General features: G+C 52.5%; 14 protein-coding genes. 8 read left to right on the forward strand and 6 right to left on the reverse strand.

Going from position 1 to position 17,325, the window contains the following annotated elements; genetic code table 11:
- Positions 1–6 precede the first annotated feature (6 nt).
- On the reverse strand, positions 7–2,550 hold the full coding sequence (locus HJG54_RS10110) for a PAS domain-containing sensor histidine kinase (protein WP_316434772.1): 2,544 nt from the start codon (positions 2,548–2,550) through the stop codon (positions 7–9).
- A 398-nt stretch (positions 2,551–2,948) separates the two neighbouring features.
- Here HJG54_RS10110 and HJG54_RS10115 point away from each other — a divergent pair, with 398 nt between their 5' ends.
- On the forward strand, positions 2,949–3,953 hold the full coding sequence (locus HJG54_RS10115; RefSeq protein WP_316434773.1) for a hypothetical protein: 1,005 nt from the start codon (positions 2,949–2,951) through the stop codon (positions 3,951–3,953).
- A gap of 138 nt (positions 3,954–4,091) precedes the next feature.
- Positions 4,092–5,900: a diflavin flavoprotein gene (locus tag HJG54_RS10120; RefSeq protein ID WP_316434775.1), complete on the forward strand. Its 1,809-nt coding sequence runs from the start codon at positions 4,092–4,094 to the stop codon at positions 5,898–5,900.
- Positions 5,901–5,947: 47 nt separating this feature from the next.
- Here the strand turns inward: HJG54_RS10120 and HJG54_RS10125 are convergent, their stop codons facing one another.
- Positions 5,948–6,796: a M48 family metallopeptidase gene (locus HJG54_RS10125; RefSeq protein WP_316434776.1), complete on the reverse strand. Its 849-nt coding sequence runs from the start codon at positions 6,794–6,796 to the stop codon at positions 5,948–5,950.
- A gap of 535 nt (positions 6,797–7,331) precedes the next feature.
- Between HJG54_RS10125 and HJG54_RS10130 the strand changes: the two genes are divergently transcribed.
- From HJG54_RS10130 to HJG54_RS10140, 3 genes are all read left to right on the forward strand, one after another.
- The gene (locus tag HJG54_RS10130; RefSeq protein ID WP_316434777.1) at positions 7,332–7,880 is read left to right on the forward strand and encodes a DUF4330 domain-containing protein; all 549 of its coding nucleotides are present in this window, start codon (positions 7,332–7,334) and stop codon (positions 7,878–7,880) included.
- Between the two features lie 156 nt (positions 7,881–8,036).
- Positions 8,037–8,420: a hypothetical protein gene (locus tag HJG54_RS10135; protein WP_036004314.1), complete on the forward strand. Its 384-nt coding sequence runs from the start codon at positions 8,037–8,039 to the stop codon at positions 8,418–8,420.
- A gap of 163 nt (positions 8,421–8,583) precedes the next feature.
- Positions 8,584–11,112, forward strand: coding sequence for a sigma 54-interacting transcriptional regulator (locus HJG54_RS10140; RefSeq protein WP_316434778.1), 2,529 nt, complete (start codon positions 8,584–8,586; stop codon positions 11,110–11,112).
- 67 nt (positions 11,113–11,179) lie between these two features.
- On the opposite strand, the gene HJG54_RS10145 is transcribed toward HJG54_RS10140, so the two are convergent.
- Positions 11,180–11,416 (reverse strand): hypothetical protein, encoded by a 237-nt coding sequence (locus tag HJG54_RS10145; protein ID WP_316434779.1) that lies wholly within the window; start codon positions 11,414–11,416, stop codon positions 11,180–11,182.
- A 171-nt stretch (positions 11,417–11,587) separates the two neighbouring features.
- On the opposite strand from HJG54_RS10145, the gene rnc reads away from it, so the two are divergent.
- A complete protein-coding gene (gene rnc, locus HJG54_RS10150) occupies positions 11,588–12,277 on the forward strand; it encodes a ribonuclease III (protein WP_316434780.1) in 690 nt (229 codons plus the stop codon).
- 40 nt (positions 12,278–12,317) lie between these two features.
- Here the strand turns inward: rnc and HJG54_RS10155 are convergent, their stop codons facing one another.
- The 3 genes from HJG54_RS10155 to HJG54_RS10165 are packed head-to-tail and all read right to left on the reverse strand — an operon-like array spanning position 12,318 to position 14,219.
- On the reverse strand, positions 12,318–13,475 hold the full coding sequence (locus HJG54_RS10155; RefSeq protein ID WP_316434781.1) for an IscS subfamily cysteine desulfurase: 1,158 nt from the start codon (positions 13,473–13,475) through the stop codon (positions 12,318–12,320).
- Between the two features lie 44 nt (positions 13,476–13,519).
- Entirely contained in the window at positions 13,520–14,011 is a 492-nt protein-coding gene (locus HJG54_RS10160; RefSeq protein ID WP_316434782.1) for a hypothetical protein, read from the reverse strand.
- A gap of 52 nt (positions 14,012–14,063) precedes the next feature.
- Positions 14,064–14,219, reverse strand: a complete 156-nt coding sequence (locus HJG54_RS10165) for a hypothetical protein (protein WP_316434783.1) — start codon at positions 14,217–14,219, stop codon at positions 14,064–14,066.
- Between the two features lie 232 nt (positions 14,220–14,451).
- Here HJG54_RS10165 and HJG54_RS10170 point away from each other — a divergent pair, with 232 nt between their 5' ends.
- Together HJG54_RS10170 and HJG54_RS10175 are read left to right on the forward strand one after the other, a co-directional pair.
- The gene (locus HJG54_RS10170; protein ID WP_316434784.1) at positions 14,452–15,342 is read left to right on the forward strand and encodes a FecR family protein; all 891 of its coding nucleotides are present in this window, start codon (positions 14,452–14,454) and stop codon (positions 15,340–15,342) included.
- A 43-nt stretch (positions 15,343–15,385) separates the two neighbouring features.
- Positions 15,386–17,122, forward strand: coding sequence for a CHASE2 domain-containing protein (locus HJG54_RS10175; protein ID WP_316434785.1), 1,737 nt, complete (start codon positions 15,386–15,388; stop codon positions 17,120–17,122).
- Positions 17,123–17,325: the final 203 nt, after the last annotated feature.

The following is a 17,325-nucleotide window of genomic DNA, read 5'->3' on the forward strand; positions in this document are numbered from 1 at the left end:
TGGCCTTCAGATATTCTGGCCCACCGGGATCTCAATCACAAATTCGGCTCCTTGGTTAGGGGCAGAGCGGCAGGTCAACCGTCCACCATGCCGTTCGGTGATGATCTGATAGCTGATCGACATGCCCATTCCTGTGCCCTTACCAATTGGTTTAGTGGTGAAAAAGGGATCAAAGATGCGCGCATGCACGACTGGCGAAATGCCGGGGCCATTATCCAAAATCGAGATTCTTACCCACTGGGGATCGAGCAGCTCGGTGCGGATGTAGATCTGTGGTGCTGGAATCTGGGCTTCTTCCAGAGCATCGATGGCGTTGGACAAAATGTTCATGAACACTTGATTCAACTGCCCTGCATAACATTCGACTAAGGGCAGGTCGTCGTATTCCTTGATTACTAGAATTTCCAGAAAATGGGGCTTGGCCTTGAGGCGGTTTTGCAAAATTAGCAGCGTGCTGTCGATGCCTTCATGGATATTGACCGCTTTCCGTTCGGCTTCATCCATGCGGGAAAAGGTGCGCAGCGAGGTGACGATCTGCTGAATCCGGTCGGCCCCTACCTTCATGGAATTGAGCAGCTTGGGTAGATCTTGCTTGAGGAACTCCAGTTCGATGGCGGTGGCGGTGGTTTCAATCTCCGGATCGGAAGTCGGGTAATGCTGCTGGTAAAGATCTAGGAGTTCCAGCAGATCCTGGATATAGTTAGTGGCGTGGTTGAGGTTGCCGGAGATGAAATTAACCGGATTGTTGATCTCGTGAGCCACGCCGGCCACTAGCTGACCCAAACTCGACATCTTTTCGCTCTGAATCATCTGGGTTTGGGTGCGTTGCAGTTCTTGCAGAGCGTCTTCTAGCGCTTTGGCTTTGATCTGGTTTTGGGTGGCAAATTGTTTCAAGGCATCTTCGGCGGTTTTACGATTGGTAATGTCGTACAGGACGCCGCAGAACACGATTTCGTTGTTCTGGGTTTTGGTCGGTAGGGATTCGCCGCGCCACCAGCGGACTTCTCCATCGGGTTTGATCAACCGCCCTTCGTAAACCCAAGGGATAAGCTGTTCGCCAGACTCAGCAATTGTTTGGAGATAGGAGTCGCGGTCGTCTGGGTGCTGGCAGTTGACAAAGGAATTCATGTCCTGCATGATTTCGGCTGCCGTAATGCCGCTAATGTCATAAAACCGCTCGCTCATGTAGTCTACCGCCCACTGGCCATTGCGGTTGCAGAACTGGAAAATCGCTCCTGGCATGGTAGCGGCAATCGTTCGGAAGCGGGCTTCACTTTCGGCTAGGGCCGTTTCAGCGGCTTTGCGGTCACCAATTTCTCGCCAAACCGTATAAAGAGTCGGGCGTCCTTCTAGCTCAATCACCGTCAGCACCACTTCGACCCAAAAATCTTCGCCATCGGCGCGGCGGTGCATCCACTCAAACCGATGGCTGCCTTTTGCAAAAGCGGTGGCAATCATTTCGTTGGCTTTCTCGAAGGAGGGACGACCATCGGGCTGAACGTCCGGCGACAGTACCGAAGGGTGGAGCTGCAAGACCTGCTCTTTACTCGTGCAACGCAACATTTCGATCGCGGCTTTGTTGCAGTCGATAAACACTTCGCCATCGAGTAACAAAATCGCATCGGCAGAGCGCTCAAACAATTCTCGAAATCGACTTTCTGAAGCTTGCAAGGCTTCTACAGCGACCTTGCGCTCAGTAATGTCGATCAGTACTCCGTCCCAGAGGATTGAACCGTCGGCTTGGCGAGTTGGGCGGGCGATGGTCTGTAACCATTTCAGCTTGCCAGAGGCGGTGAGGATGCGATATTCCTGCTGAAACGGAGCCAGGGTCATGGCTGACTGGTACATCCGCTCTTGCACAATTGCCTCGTCGTCTGGATGGATAGACTGGAACGGCTGTTGATCTAGTTGAGAGGCCAGTAGCTCATAGATGTGACGGTAGCCTTCTGAGATATAGGGAAAGGAAACCACACCGTCGGGACTGAGCTTGCATTGAAAAATCACCCCCGGAATGTTGGAGGCTAACCGCTGGAATTGGGCTTGGCTTTCCAGTAGTGCTTGAGTCCGGTCTTCAACTCGGGTTTCCAAATCATCATTGAGCTGCTTCAGAATCGCTTCCATCTGCTTGCGCTGGCTGATGTCCATCAACTGACCGCTCCAGAGAATGGTCTGATTCGGCTGGCGGACTGGCCGAGACGCGCCCTGTATCCATCTGATTTTCCCGGATGGCAAGATAAAGCGCCCTTCCCACTGCCACGGCTCTAGAGATTGGGCCGAAAGGGCAACCGAGTGATCAAAGCGGGGCCGATCCTCTGGGTGAATGATCTCGATCAGTTGGTTGGCGTTTTCCTGAATGGCTTCGGGTGTGAGTTCAAACAGGTCACGGCAACCTGAACTAACGAAGGTAAAACTAAGTGAGCCGTCGGCAGCCATTTGAAACTGGTAGATCATCCCCGGTACGCTATCGGCCAGTTGACGAAACCAGGCTTCGTTGCGCATGGGCAAGTCTAATTCGGGTTTGCGCTGGGCTGGAAGATCGAATTCTTGCATTATCAAGCAGTTCCAAACGGTCAAAGTTTTATGCAGTAAACTTCTCTGTGATAGCAAAGCAGCTTCGAGTAAGTGCCAAAATTCGAGCTGAAGTGATGGGGCTGAGGTAGATGCTGTAAATGTGATGCAGCTAATTTATATTCTTTATATTCAGCCAGAAATTTGAAGGGTTATCAGCTAAATTTTTCTTGCTGCCTAGTGTGCCCATAGGGCTGCACTACTGATCAACGCTAACAGGTGCGGGGCGAGCTGTAGGAGATATCAGGTTGGAATACTGACGTGTTGACTGGCGAAGCACCAGAAAAATTAGACTTTTTAGACTTTAGAGAATTCGGATTAGGCGTAGTAAGCTAGGGGGCGTCTACCATGTTTGCAGGAACGGCAAGAATTTCAAAGCCATGCAGCCTGATACGGAACAACTCCTCAGTACCATCCAGTCATTGATCACCTCCGAGATGGGTTGGCAGCTCAGCTTTCCTGGCCATGAAGATGGAGGCGAACTGGAACCGTTTATCTGGAATGCTGGCGAGCAAGGTGAATTAACGCCGCTGAATTTGGTGCGCTCGGAGGGTTGGTTGCAGGCAATGGCACCAACTGCCGTGCTCGATTCCTGGCTGGCTCTCGAACGCGCAGGCTCGGTGAATGGTGAAACCTGGCTGGTGCCAGATCGGGATGCGGCGGAACTGTTGTTGGATTCGGCTACCTACGCAGAGCGAGAGCAACTCTACCAAACGCTGCTAGAACAGCTGCAAACCCAGCTTCAAGATCTTCAAGGTTGGCAATTGAGCTATGACGCCGACTATGCCCTGACGCTGTTAACAGGTGAGGCTGAAAAGCAGTGGATTGGCCTAGCGCCGAGCGTGCCCCATGCCACGCAGATTGATGACCATGCTCCCATCCAAATGGCCGTGCTTTCTCCATCTGAACCACAACCGATATTGGCAGCCGCCAATTCTCTAGAATCGCCAATTCAAGCCACTCTCGATCGTCTGGATCCGATTCAGCTGTATGGCTATTATGGCGGCGGTTACAACCAAACCCACAATCATCGATTGCAACTGGTGATAGAACCAACACTGGATCAGGTCATTGAACAAGTGATGCTGAAAACTGGGCTACTGCAAATTGGCTCACTGACCGCTTTTCAGCCAACCGTCCACGATTCGCCAGATCCTTGCTTTGAGCAGTTAACTCAGTTTCTCCACGCTCTATCGGAACAGCGAGTGTATCGCTTCAGCTTCTGGAGCAGCGAGCATTTTTACCTGTTTGGTCAACCCACCATTGACTCATCTGGGACTGCGCCTCTGCAGCCCTCATCCGAGCACGATCCATCTAAACGCTCACCCAAAACGGCTACTTGGGCCGGAGTAGTATTGCGCAGCCGTTTCACCTACAATCCCTAGCTCGGCAGCAGCTCAGCAGAACAAATCTACTCGAAACTCTTTGCTAATTGCAGCCATAGCAGAATTAAATTACCGTTTCCAGTCATTGCGCAACAGAGAGGGTTATTTTAGTACTGAGAGACGCAAAAGGAGACGGGTATGTCTGATTTCTCCGATCAACGGTCAGTACCGAAGCAGCGAGATGTGCAAGTTGCGGAAATTGGGACAGAGACACTAGTGTTCCGGTCGCGGAGCTGGACGCGCCTGCGGTTTGAGCGGGAGTATGCGCGTCAGCGTGGTACTACTGCCAATTCCTATTTGATTCAGGCAGCACAAACGGCGTTGATTGACCCGCCCGGTGAGTCTTTCACAGATATTTTCCTGGAAGAATTACAGCAACATCAATATTACCAGCGGATTAACTACATCATTCTCAGTCATGTCAATCCGAATCGAATTGCCACATTGAAGCAGCTATTAATGCTGGCATCCTATGCGACGGTGATTTGCTCCAAGCCAGCTGCCAATGTGTTGCGAGCTGCTTTTGCCGACGAGCCGCTGGATAATCGGGCTGCCCAAGAAGATGAGGCACTGGAATTTGGTATCCAGTACGATGCCGAACGCACGTTTAATCTGCATATTGTGCGGGATGAGGAAGTGTTGAATCTGGGCAATGGGCATCAGCTGCAGTTTCGCTTTGTGCCAACGCCGCGCCATCCGGATGAGATCTGCACCTATGACCCGGCCAGCGGCATTCTGTTTACCGACAAACTGTTTGGTGCCCATGTCTGCGGTGATGAGCTGTTTGATGCCCATTGGCGCAGCCTCAGCGACGATCGCCGCTACTATTTTGACTGTTTGCACGCTGCTCAAGCCCCTCAGGTAGAAGCGGCGCTGGACAAGTTAGAGCCATTTAAGCCCAAACTCTATGCTCCGGCGCATGGACCCATTGTGCGCCACAGCCTCAGCCGGCTGACGTTGGACTACCGGGATTGGTGTCAGCAGCAGCAAAACAAGGAGCTGAACGTGGCCTTGCTGTATACCTCGGCCTATGGCAACACCGGCCTGCTGGCTAAAGCGATTGCCGATGGCATTACTCAGGCAGGAGTAGCGGTCAAAACGATCAACTGCGAATTTGCCGAGCCGTCCGAAATTGCTCAGGCAGTTGAAACATCTGATGGCTTTGTAATTGGTTCACCAACCTTGGGTGGCCATGCTCCGGTGCAGATCCAGACGGCACTGGGGATTGTGCTATCTACGGCAACGAAGTCAAAACTCGCGGGCGTGTTTGGTTCCTATGGTTGGAGTGGGGAAGCAGTCGATCTGCTGGAAACCAAGCTACAGGATGCGGGCTACCGGTTTGGGTTTGAGCCGATTCGAGTCAAATTTAAACCAACCGAGGAGGTGCTCCAGCACTGTGAAGCCGCCGGCGCAGAATTTGCCCAAACCTTGCGAAAAACAAAAAAGGCCTGGTCGCCACGGCAGCAGATGGCTGATGCCCAAAGTGACCGAACCGAACAGGCTGTGGGTCGGATTGTTGGTTCGCTCTGCGTTATCACCACGCATCAAAACGGGCAGGACCAGTCGATCCTGACTTCCTGGGTCTCCCAGGCCACCTTTAACCCACCTGGCCTCACCATTGCTGTCAGCAAAGAGCAGGCGAATACTCTGGCTGATGCAGGAACCGCCTTTGTGCTCAATGTGCTCAAAGAAGGGCGCAACGTCCGACGGCACTTTATGAAGCCAGCCTCGCCTAGGGAAGACCGCTTTGCTGAGCTGGCGACCCACCCGGCTAGCAATGGTTGTTTGGTCCTAGAGGATGCGTTGGCCTATCTGGAATGTACGGTAGATAACCGGATGGAATGTGGCGATCATTGGTTAATTTACGCCACCGTAGATAACGGCAAGGTGTTAGAAACCGTAGGTGTCACCGCTGTACAGCACCGCAAATCCGCTGGTTACTATTAGGATGTTGTGGCCCATAAGTAGCCTATAAGTGGCCTATAAATTGCAGCCTACCGAATGCTGCTGATTTGTGCTCGATAGGATGCGGTATCTAGACCATCGCCGCTATTGGCAGTGGCCGGATCAATCGTTTGGCTGAGCGCTCGAATTCGATCGGACACGGCTGGGTGAGTGCTGAGAAAGGCAGGAACAGACGGCTGATTTTGCAGCTTTCTCATGAAATCCACCATGGCACCGGGTGCATATCCAGCAGCTGTGAGAGTGGTTAAGCCGCGCTGATCGGCCTCGAATTCATCCCGGCGGCTGTTGGGGCGACGCAAGGCCAATTCTACGCCAAGGTTGACGGCTGTATTGCGATCCAATCCTGCTGCTGATACTAGCCCCTGAGCCAAGGCACTTTCTCGCATTTGCTCGATGGCATGTTGTGAGGCAATATGGCCAATTTCATGGCTGATGACACTAGCCAATTGGGCTTCGTTGTCGGCCGCCCGGATTAACCCGGTGGTTACATAGACATAGCCGCCCATGGTGGCAAAAGCGTTAATTTTACTGTCTTCAACCACTTGGAAAGTATAGGGAATATCGGAACGGTCGCTATAGGGCACTAGCCGCTGGCCGATAGCGTTAATGTAGTTGTTAACATTGCGGTCGGAATTGAGGTTGAGTTCCCGACTCACCAGCTGGTCGTTGATCTGCCGACCTAGTGCCACTTCTTGCCGATCCGACAGGGTGGAAAGCTGAATAATTTGCACGCCGCGCAGAATCAAATCGAAAATCGAAACCGCTTGACCGGGTTGGGGTGTGGTCAAAATCAGCCCGGAGGCTACCAGCAAGGAAATTAAGGCATAGGCCCAGCGACGACGCCACTGACGAAAGCTGTTGGAAAACCAGTTAGACATAATCATGCGTGAAATTAGGCGTGAGGCAAGCAATCAATAAACGAAGAACCGAGAATAAGCTCTTTAAATCCAACTGACGTGATGCCAGTCCGTTTGTTGCTTGTTTGTTGCAATTCGGCGTTCCCGGTTCTGAGATACCCGTAGGACTATTTGGGTAATCCTTCAATTCTTTCGGATACCCCGATCCTAGCGCGGGCGCTTAGCGCAGTTGATTGAGAAGAGCTGAAGTGATAATTCCCAATCGAGCCTGGTTTGATGCTCAGGTATAGCCGTCGCCACAGCAATGTCTAATCTCTTCTGGCATAACGCTATATCTAGCAAACGCTATAAAGGCATCTGCAGTGTAGCCCTTAATCAGCTATGAAATCCATTGAGATGTCACAAGCCAAGAACCATTTTGACTCTTGACTTCTGACTCTCCTTCCCACAGCTGCTATGGGATCGCGATATCAATCTCAGTTCGCTTTCTCAAAAATCTGGTAGAGTGCTATCTGAACTTTCAATTGCTCTTCTGCAATCGCGGAGATGACGCGATATGGCGATTTTAGATTCTAAAGGTCGGTTGTTTGGTAAGTTTAGCCTGCTCGATATTGGAGCAGGGCTGATTATTCTCATGGTCGTAGCGGGATTATTTTTGCTGCCCGGTGGTTCTGGCTCTTCGGTGGCGCAAATTGGTGCCTCTACCAAACCGGTGGAAATTGATGTGATTGTCCGGGGTCTGACGGTGAGTGACCCCAAAGCTTTTGTGACCAGCCTGCAAGAGCAGAAACGCACCAAAATTATTATCCGCAATCAGCCCGCTGGGGAAGTGGACGTGTTAGGCGTCAAGTCCTTGCCGCGTTCGGTAGCGGTGCCGCAGCCAGACGGCTCAGTCAAACCCATGCCCGATCCCCGTCCCGAACTGGAATATACCGTCGATATGATGGTGACACTCAAAGGTGAAGCCCAAGTGCTGGAAGATGGCGCAGTGTTGGCCGGCAGTAAGGTCAAGGTTGGAACACCACTAGAGTTAGAGGGCCAAACCTATCGGTTCAATGCTCCAGTGGTAGGCGTGAGAATTTTGGAACCGGAGAAGCCGAGTTGACCCTCTGGATATTGGTTAGGTTTCAAGCAGGTTTCAAGCAGGATGCCGTTGGGGCGGCAAAATCTTGGCTGTCTTTCAGGCGATACCTGATCATGCAACTTTTTGCCTCCGTAGGCGTCTTTTGGAGCTAGTGATATTTACAACTGTGGTAAATCCATGAAAAAACTCTATAGCTTAGGTGTAATGGCCTTGGTTTTACTGATTGCTGCTCCTGGTTTGGCGCAAGCGGGTAGACCCCAAACTCGGGAAGAGCGTATCCAAATGCTCATTGACCAGGCCATTGCCTTGAATCGGGCTAAGAATCTGGCTCGTATGGCGGCTGAACGAGAGAATGGTGGACTTTCTGTCTATCAGGCTGAGGCGGCGATGCATGGCCCTAGTGCAGAATCTCCCTTTGTAGATAACGGCGATGGCACCTTGACGTTTAATTTTGTGGGTGGGCCTCCGGGCTTTACTACTCCTACGGTAGAGAGCGTTGTCACGGTCAACACTATCGATTGGACGATCACAATGGACTACAACGGACCAATCCGTCGCTAGATCTGTTTGAGTTGACGGATCAATCAACGGATCTGGTCTCACCGTCCCCTGCATGGCTGCCTTCGCCCCTGCCTTTACCAAAGTTATTGAGCGAGGCTTTGGCTTCACCGTAGCCTGAAAGAAAGAGCCGAAGCGGAAGAAAATATTCGGCAAAAAGGGCAGGATGGAGAACACAGAGCGGGTTCAATGGTTGCAGCAACACACGCCGTTAGGGGTTTTGTCTCCAGAGGTGCTAACTGCGCTCGTAGCTGAAATGCAAATCGAGCAGATGCAGGAGAACCGGCGTCTGGTGCTGGAGGATACGCCGCCAACGGCTTTGTATATTTTGTACTCAGGCCGATTAGAGGCTTACCATACCAGTGCCGACAGTGCGGCAAAGGCAAGCAGTCTGCTGCCGGGTTCGCTGCTGCATGTGAAAGAACTGTTGCTGGATCAGCCAGCGGAGCGGACGGTGATTACCCTCAGTGATTGTGAGTTGTGGACTGTACCCCGAGAGGCATTTCTGGCTCTAGTAGCTCAATATCCCGAAATTAACCGGGCGTTTTCCCGCTATTTAGCTGCTGAGCTGGATCTGATGGCGGCTCAGCTAGCTTTTGAGCAAGAGCGACAGGTGGCGCTTCGCCCCTATTTGGTGCCAAAGGTCAAGCAAGGCATTGTCGGTTCTAGCCGCTATGCGGTTCGGTTGCGGCAGGCCATTAAAAAAGCCTCTCTCGATCGCCAGCCGGTGTTGATTTTTGGCGAACCGGGTTTGGGCAAGGATAACATTGCTGCCCTGATTCACTTTGGTTCCAACAACCGCAAGCAGCCCCTGATTAAAATCAATTGCGATACGTTGCAGCCGAACGGAGCGGAACTATTTGGCCGTGTCGGAGGCAAACCTGGACTGCTGGAATGGCTGGGCACAGGCTCGCTGATGCTGAATAACGCCCAGGATTTGCCCAAACCGATCGAACAAAAGCTGCTGCATTTGCTCGAAACCGGAGAATACACACCCGTCGGACGAGACGAAGAATCAGTTCCTCCGCGTCGCTCAGAAGCACGAATTCTGATGAACTCTGAGCGCACCATTCCCGAAATTGAAAGCTGCAAAAAAATTGGGGCACATATCATCAAAGTTCCGCCGCTGCGCGTTACTAAGGCCGATATTGCAGCCCAGGTCAACTACTACATCAGCCTCTACTGTCGTTCGCGGGGGTTGGCTCAGCCCAAAGTTGCCCCAGAAGCAATTCGTCGCCTCCAGGGGTACGATTTTCCGGGCAACCTATCGGAGTTAGAGAGTTTGGTCCAGCGGGCGATTATCCAGTCCAATGGTGCGCCGGTACTGACCGAAGAGGTGTTTTGGTCCGCCAGCAGCAAAACGAAGCGATTTCGCGTCAATTTACTGAATGCCTATCCCCAGTTGCGGCAGTTTTTACGCAGTCCCTGGTGGCCAGACCGGATCAACTACGGCTTCACGCTCTGGTTTTTTGCTGTGATTGTGTTGATTGGCCTATTTGGTCCCCAATCGCGAGACCAGAATTTTGTTCTGAATCTATTCTGGGCCTGGTGGTGGCCGGTGATGCTGCTGCTGTTTCCGCTAGTAGGGCGGGTTTGGTGCGCGGTTTGCCCGTTTATGATCTACGGCGAACTGGTGCAACGTCTTTCGCTTAAGTGGTTTCCCCGCAAGCTAAGGGGCTGGCCGCGTCAACAGGCTGAGCAATGGGGCGGCTGGTTTCTGTTTGGTCTGTTTACCCTGATTTTGCTGTGGGAAGAGCTGTGGAATTTGGAGAACACGGCTTATTTGTCGAGCTGTTTGCTGCTGCTGATTACGGCTGGAGCGGTGACGTTTTCGCTGCTGTTTGAGCGGCGGTTTTGGTGTCGCTATCTCTGCCCGATCGGCGGCATGAACGGCATGTTTGGCAAACTGGCGATGATTGAACTGCGTGCCCAGCAGGGAATTTGTGCTGCCACCTGCACTACCTACCAGTGCTACAAGGGTGGACCGGAAAAAGGCGAAGGCATGGCAACAGACGGCTGTCCGCTCTATTCCCACCCGGCTCAGCTTCAGGACAACCGGGATTGCGTCCTCTGTATGACCTGTCTCAAAGCCTGCCCCCACCGCTCGGTAGAACTGAATTTGCGCCCGCCGGGGATTGAACTCTGGACAACCCATACGGCCACGGCTCACGAAGTGGCGCTGCTGTTGCTGCTGTTTGGGGCGGTGTTTTTGCATCGCTTGCCGGAAATCGGTCAACGCTTGGGTCGGAACCTATCGCTCGATGCGGTCGGCGTCCATGCGGGTGTCTCGGTTGGGGCTTTACTGATTCCGGCTCTGGTCGTGTTGATGGCCGATCTAGCCTTACGCCTGCTCAACCGCAATCTAAAATCACGCTCGTTCATTGAGCTGGCCTATGGCTATTTGCCGCTGGTGCTGGGTGGAAACCTGGCCCACTATCTGCGATTGGGTTTAACTGAGGCCGGTCGCTTGTTGCCTGTAACGTTGGCCACCTTTGGCTATGGTCACATTCCTGCTCCTGTGGTGGTGGCTCATCCGGCGGTAATTGCCTTTTTGCAAGGTGTGACCCTCGTGATAGCGGCTCTGCTCAGCGTAGTTCTCACCCAAAAAATCGCCCGTCAACCTTTAACCAAACTGCTGCCTCAACATCTGGCCATTGTGGGTTTAACCGTACTGATGTGGCAAATTATCGTTTAGTTTGGCTAGTCGATATTCTGAGCGACGAGTTTTGTGAAGCGAGTTTTGTGAAGCTGATTTTGTGAACCTAATCCAGAACCTTGATCAAGCCCATCTGCAGGCGATCAAACAGGCGACGTACCTGGGTAAGGGTTTCGGGTGCCAGAGTCAGATCGCTCAGAATGATGTGATGGAACCAAATCCGTTCGGCGGTAGTAATGCGGCCCGTGCTGAGTACGCGACGCACAATTTGCTGAAGCGATTGTTCCGTTGGGGCCAGGGTTTCTGGATTTAGCGTATTGAAGGAAAGTGTCTGTGGCTGCATGATTTCACCAAAGCGGTTTTTTCACCAAAACGATCGAACAGTCCTAAGAATGGATTCACCTTACCTTCAATGATTTACTGAGAAGCTGAACCTAACCTGAGCGCAGAATAGGTTTTTTCTTAGCGAAGCCCGATCAGTGCAAATGCCTTTGGAGAAATTGCTTAGACAACCATGAGTGATCCATTTAAGCTGCCAAACTTTCAGAATCCGGATCTGTTTCAGCAGGCCATGACCCACCGTTCCTACATCAACGAATCCTCCGATGCTCAACTGCACAATGAGCGTTTGGAATTTTTAGGCGATGCCGTCTTGAACTTCCTCAGCGGTGAGTACCTCTACAAACATTTTGCGACCAAACCGGAAGGAGAACTGACCCCCTTGCGCTCGGCCCTGGTTGATGAGCAGCAGTTGGCTCAATTTGCGCTTTTTCTCGGACTCAATCAGCATCTGAAACTGGGCCGGGGAGCCGAAAAAGATGGTGGGCGTCGGAATGCCAACTTGCTCAGCAGCGCCTTTGAAGCAATGATTGGCGCTTACTTCCTCGATACAGGGTCTGATATCAACTTGGTGCGCGTCTATGTTGAACCGCTGTTTGCTGCGGTTGTCGATACGTTAGTACTGACGGCATCGACAGTTAATTTTAAAAGTCGCCTCCAGCAGTGGGCGTTGGCCCATCAACGCGAAAATCCCCAATACATGATCACCGGACAAACCGGACCGGACCACGCTAGAGAGTTTACGGCAGAAGTGTATGTAGCCGGGATAAAATATGGCACCGGCCAGGGGCGGCGCAAGCAGGATGCCGAGAAAAATGCTGCCAGAGCTGCGTTACAGGCTTTAGGCTTGATTGATAGCGACTAAAGTCGCGGCTACACAGACAAAACCCTCCTTCGCGAGTTAGTCAATTCGATTTGCGGAGAGACTGCACCGTTTCGATAAATCCGGCAGCAACCCGATCAATTTCCTCCAGGGTGTTAAATCGACCGATGCCGAATCGCACCGAAGCAAAGGCCAACTCTGGCTCAATCCCCAATGCATTCAACACATGAGACGGTTCGATCTTAGCCGAGGTACAGGCCGAACCAGAAGAAACCGCCACAAATGGCTGTAACCCCAAAAGTAGAGCCTGTCCATCCACTCCAGCCACGCTGATATTCAGGTTGCCCGCTAATCGTTGGGTCGGATGTCCATTGAGCTGAATTCCATCTAGTGGTTGCAACTGTTGCCACAGGTGATTACGCAGGGTGCTAATGTGTTGAGTCTCGGTCTCCAATTCTGCTAGCCCCAGTTCGACGGCTTTGGCAAAACCAACAATTTGGGGTGTGTAAAGAGTGCCCGACCGCATCCCCCGCTCATGACCACCGCCGTGGAGTTGGGCTGCCAGCTTCACTCTGGGCTGTTTTCGCCGCACATACAGTGCTCCAATTCCTTTCGGCCCGTACACTTTATGAGCCGTGAGTGACATCAGGTCGATCTGCATTGCCTCCACATCCAGCGGAATCTTGCCAATCGCTTGGGCTGCATCAGTGTGAAACAGGACGCCATGCTGGTGGCAAATCGCCCCAATTTCTGCCAGGGGTTGCAGTACGCCGATCTCGTTATTGGCGGCCATTACCGACACCAAAATCGTTTCCGGGCGGAGTGCCTTTTCCAACTGCTCCAGATCCACCAACCCATCCGGTTGGACTGGCAACACCGTTACGTCGAATCCCAGGCTTTGAAGATAGCGACAGGGATCGAGCACGGCCCGGTGTTCAGTTGCTAGGGTAATCAGGTGCCGCCCTTGGCTGAAGTAGGACTCGGCCACGCCTTTGATGGCGAGATTATTGGCCTCGGTGGCTCCGCTGGTAAAGATAATCTCTTCAGGACTAGCCTGGATAGGGGAGGCTAAGCTTTCTCTAGCCTGCTGTACTGCCGCCTCAGCTTCCCAGCCATACAGATGGGTAACGCTGGCCGGATTGCCAAAGTGCTGGCTGAAGTAGGGCAGCATAGCTTCCAGCACCCGTGGATCCACCGGCGTGGTGGCGTGACAGTCTAAATAGATCGGACGGTGGGGCATGGTAGGTGACCGATAGTCAACCAAAACAAAGGACTAGCGAGGGGCTAGCGAGGGGTCAATCTTTGAGCGGTGCGTTCACAGTAGCGGTTGATGGCTGGCACCAGGGTTTCTTCGGCGGCTGTTGCGGTTTGCAGAGCGGTGAAAGCCTGTTCTCCAGCCTCTTGATCTTGCTGATTAGCGGCCTCGACCAGATCTCGAATGGCACGGCTGACGCCTTCATACATCGTGACGAACTGGTCCCGGAATTTCAGCAACTCGCTGTCAGTTAAGCTTAATGCCTGCATTTCTCCAATGGCCCGGTCGGCGATGTTGGCCGTGTCTAGCAAATCTCGGATCGAGTCCGAGGAAGGGTTTTGCGAAAGCTGCTGGGCGGCATCAGTGGCGCGATTGGCAACCTGAATCAGCTGATCACACTGGGAGACCGTGGTAGGAGCAGTGGGCGCAACGGGGGATTGAGCTAAGGCAACGGGCGGCCTGCTGCAAACCAAAATAATCGCAATGATACAAATTCCCACAGCTCGAAAAAGCATTGCCATAGCTAACCTTAGTTACCCAATGATGAAATAGGATGAATTGCTGGAGCGGCACTCATCTAGCTGCAATTTGCTGTCCTAGGTGAGCCGCCTGACTCCATACTACCGGCAGAATGGGCTGAACCGTGGATTGACCAAGCAAAACAGCTGCTGCCGCCGCGTGATCCCAGTGGCTGCTCCTGAACTTGCTGCTCAGATCTCTAATTTGCATCCACATAGTCTGTTCAAGATTATGCTGGATCAGGCTTTGATATGGTGGTGAATAGGTTTTGGTATAGGTTTTTGGGGTACAGGTTTTTAGAGGAGTGGGGGTAGTGCTTCAGAAGGCAGATGGATGGGTTAGCTTGTTGCAACAGCTATGGCAGCAGTCGGTGAAACAATCAGATCTAAAACAATTAGTCCTAAACCGGCTGAGGTCGGCGAAACGAGCAAAAGCTCAAACCATGCTGCTAACTAAGCATCCAACGAGGCATCCAACGAGGCATCCAACTAAACTTCCTATTGTTTGGTTCGTGCTGGCGCTGATAGCTACCCTGCTTTTTGCTAGTTTTACCGCACCTACTGCAGCCGAGACTGTGACTGTGCGGGTGAATCGTTGGTTAGCGATACGGCAGTTAAGTGGCGATGTTACCTACTTGCGGGGTGCAACTTCACGACGGGCGCGAGTGGGAGATCGATTACAGCGAGTGGGAGATGGGCTTTCGACTGGGATGGAGTCTTCAGCCAGCTTAGAGGTAGACACCCGGATTGGGACAGTTGAGGTGGGTGAATCCACTAAACTACAGGTGCAATCCCTCGAAGTGACCGAAACTGATGGCCATATTACGCGGCTGCGAGTCGATCAGGGACGGGTGCGGCTCCAGATCCGTCAGTTTACTAATCCTGACTCGCGCTTAGAAATCGATACCCCTGCCGGAATTAGCGGAGTGCGCGGTACCGAATTTGGCGTTAATGTTTTTCCAGACGGCAAAATGGGAGTTGCTACCCTAGAAGGCAGTGTTCTTACTTCGGCGCAAGCCCAGGATGTGGAAGTGCCAGCCGGGTTTCAAAATATTACAATTCCGGGTGAGCCGCCCTCGCCGCCGGTTCCGTTTACTAACGAACCGCGCTTAGATTATCAAATTGAACGGATCATTCGTCGTGGCATTCGACGGATTCAGTTTACTGGACAAGTCGATCCAACCAGTTCAGTATTGATTCAAGGACAGCCACAACCGATTGATCGCGATGGACGGTTTAACCTGTTTTTTCCTGCCCCATCCAGACTACGACTGACGGTCACCGTCATTACACCGTTAGGTCAAGAGCAAACCTATGAATTGCAACTTATCTAAATGGGGATGGCGATTATTACCGGGAAGCATATCAGCGCTGTCAATGGCACTCCTGCTGAAGCTGGGAGCCTTTCAGCCGCTGGAGCAATTGGGCTATCAAGCATTATTTCAGCTGCGGAGCCAGCGAATGTGGGACGAGCGGTTGGTGTTAGTCGCCATTGATGACGCCAGTGTGGCCCAGCTCGGACGGTTTCCCTGGGCGCGGCAACAGTATACCCAACTGCTGCAATTCCTCTCAGACGCCGGTGCTAACATTGTTGTGTTTGATTTGCTGTTTTCGGAGCCAACTGCAGACGATAGGCCACTGGCCGAGGCAATGGATGAGCATGGGCGAGTGGTGCTATCTACTGCCTGGAATGCAGAAGGCATGTCCTTAGACCCAGTGCCAGTTTTGCAGCAAAAGGCGTTAGGAGTTGGCCATATCTCGGTTCAGCAAGATAGCGATGCGATTGTGCGGCAAGTCTGGCCCCAAATTCAGGGAACGTTAGCTTTGGCAATTGTGGCAGCTCAGGCCTACAGCCTGATGCATCGAGAAGTTGCCTTACCGCAGAAAACGGCTCCTATGTGGCTCAACTGGGTGGGAGATGCCAAATCGATTCAGCAGTATTCCTTTGTGCAGGTGGTGCAGGGAAATGTGCCCAAGGAAAACTTTGTTGACAAGATTGTGCTGGTGGGCGTTACCGCAACTGGAATTGATCCGCTCATTACCCCCTATGACCGCAATCCGCCGGCTAGCAGTGTATTGCTCCATGCCACGCTGCTGCAAAACCTGCTGCGCCAATCCCTATTGCAGCCTCTAGGCAAGCCTTGGTGGCTGCTGCTATTTCTCGCTGGCGGACCGTTGTTGAGCTGGAGCCTGAACGAGCGAACCTGGAACCGACAAGTCGGAACTGTGGCTGGACTTTGGGTGGGTTGGCTGGGACTGAGTCTGCTGCTGCTCAACTTCAATCAACTACCGCCGGTGGTGTTACCGCTGACCCTGTTTGCAATTACTGGCGGAGCGACTGGCATTTGTGACCGCGTGCGAGAATCCTCTGCCCTGCGTCGGCAATTGCGCCACCTGCAGCAAGACGAAGCGCTCAAAGCCGAGTTTTTTAGAACCGCATCCCATGAGTTGCGCACGCCCGTTGCCAATATTCAAACCGCAATTTCGCTGCTGCGGATTGCCCGCTCTCCTGAGGATTGGGAAGAATATCTGCAAATCCTCGAAGAGGAATGCCGCCAAGAAGCGAACTTAATCAATGACTTGCTCGATTTTCAGCGCTTGAGCAGTGTGCAGCCGCCGATTCAGCCAGAAACCTATGAGCTACAGGACTGGTTACAGGAAGTGATGGTGCCCTTCCTTGTGCGAGCTGAGGCCAACCAGCAGCAGATTGAGCTACAGGTGGATGGTGGTTCCACCAAACTCACGTTGGACTGGATGAGCCTGCGGCGGATTCTCTCGGAGTTGTTGAATAATGCCTGCAAATATACACCTGCTCAAGAGCGCATTCAGGTCAGAGCACGCCTGGTTACTAACCAGTTGGAGTTAGTGGTGAGCAATTCAGGTGTGACTATTCCCGCCGCCGAACTAGACAAAATCTTTCAGCCGTTCTACCGTATTCCAGAGCTAGACCAGAATAGGCAGGGAGGAACAGGACTGGGATTAGCAATCATTAAACGGCTGGCAGAATATCTGCATGGAGTGGTGGAGGTGACAAACCCGTCCAACGTTTTAATGTTTACCGTGCGGTTGCCCATCAAAGTCGAGCCTATGGCGGTCGATCTCAACCAATGTTGATTCAGGTTGCTTCAGCCAGAAAGACCGACACCTAGAACTTGAGGAGGAATGGGACCTGGACGACTGGAGATGCTGAGGACTGGAGTGTAGATTCAGCAGGGCGGTAGGCTAAAATACTCTCTAGTGCAAAGCCTCTAGTGCAAAGCTGGTGCCAGCTAGTTGTGACATTGGTTGCAATTAACGCAAATTCAGTACCCATTGCT

Origin of the sequence: Leptolyngbya sp. NK1-12, from assembly GCF_032598965.1 — a bacterium.
Classification (GTDB): Bacteria; Cyanobacteriota; Cyanobacteriia; order Elainellales; family Elainellaceae; genus Elainella.

Coding starts and splice junctions, on each gene's coding strand:
- HJG54_RS10110 (WP_316434772.1), bottom strand. CDS start 2,550: ATGCAAGAATTCGATCTTCCAGCCCAGCGCAAACCCGAATTAGACTTG.
- HJG54_RS10115 (WP_316434773.1), top strand. CDS start 2,949: ATGCAGCCTGATACGGAACAACTCCTCAGTACCATCCAGTCATTGATC.
- HJG54_RS10120 (WP_316434775.1), top strand. CDS start 4,092: ATGTCTGATTTCTCCGATCAACGGTCAGTACCGAAGCAGCGAGATGTG.
- HJG54_RS10125 (WP_316434776.1), bottom strand. CDS start 6,796: ATGTCTAACTGGTTTTCCAACAGCTTTCGTCAGTGGCGTCGTCGCTGG.
- HJG54_RS10130 (WP_316434777.1), top strand. CDS start 7,332: ATGGCGATTTTAGATTCTAAAGGTCGGTTGTTTGGTAAGTTTAGCCTG.
- HJG54_RS10135 (WP_036004314.1), top strand. CDS start 8,037: ATGAAAAAACTCTATAGCTTAGGTGTAATGGCCTTGGTTTTACTGATT.
- HJG54_RS10140 (WP_316434778.1), top strand. CDS start 8,584: ATGGAGAACACAGAGCGGGTTCAATGGTTGCAGCAACACACGCCGTTA.
- HJG54_RS10145 (WP_316434779.1), bottom strand. CDS start 11,416: ATGCAGCCACAGACACTTTCCTTCAATACGCTAAATCCAGAAACCCTG.
- rnc (WP_316434780.1), top strand. CDS start 11,588: ATGAGTGATCCATTTAAGCTGCCAAACTTTCAGAATCCGGATCTGTTT.
- HJG54_RS10155 (WP_316434781.1), bottom strand. CDS start 13,475: ATGCCCCACCGTCCGATCTATTTAGACTGTCACGCCACCACGCCGGTG.
- HJG54_RS10160 (WP_316434782.1), bottom strand. CDS start 14,011: ATGGCAATGCTTTTTCGAGCTGTGGGAATTTGTATCATTGCGATTATT.
- HJG54_RS10165 (WP_316434783.1), bottom strand. CDS start 14,219: ATGCAAATTAGAGATCTGAGCAGCAAGTTCAGGAGCAGCCACTGGGAT.
- HJG54_RS10170 (WP_316434784.1), top strand. CDS start 14,452: ATGCTGCTAACTAAGCATCCAACGAGGCATCCAACGAGGCATCCAACT.
- HJG54_RS10175 (WP_316434785.1), top strand. CDS start 15,386: ATGGCACTCCTGCTGAAGCTGGGAGCCTTTCAGCCGCTGGAGCAATTG.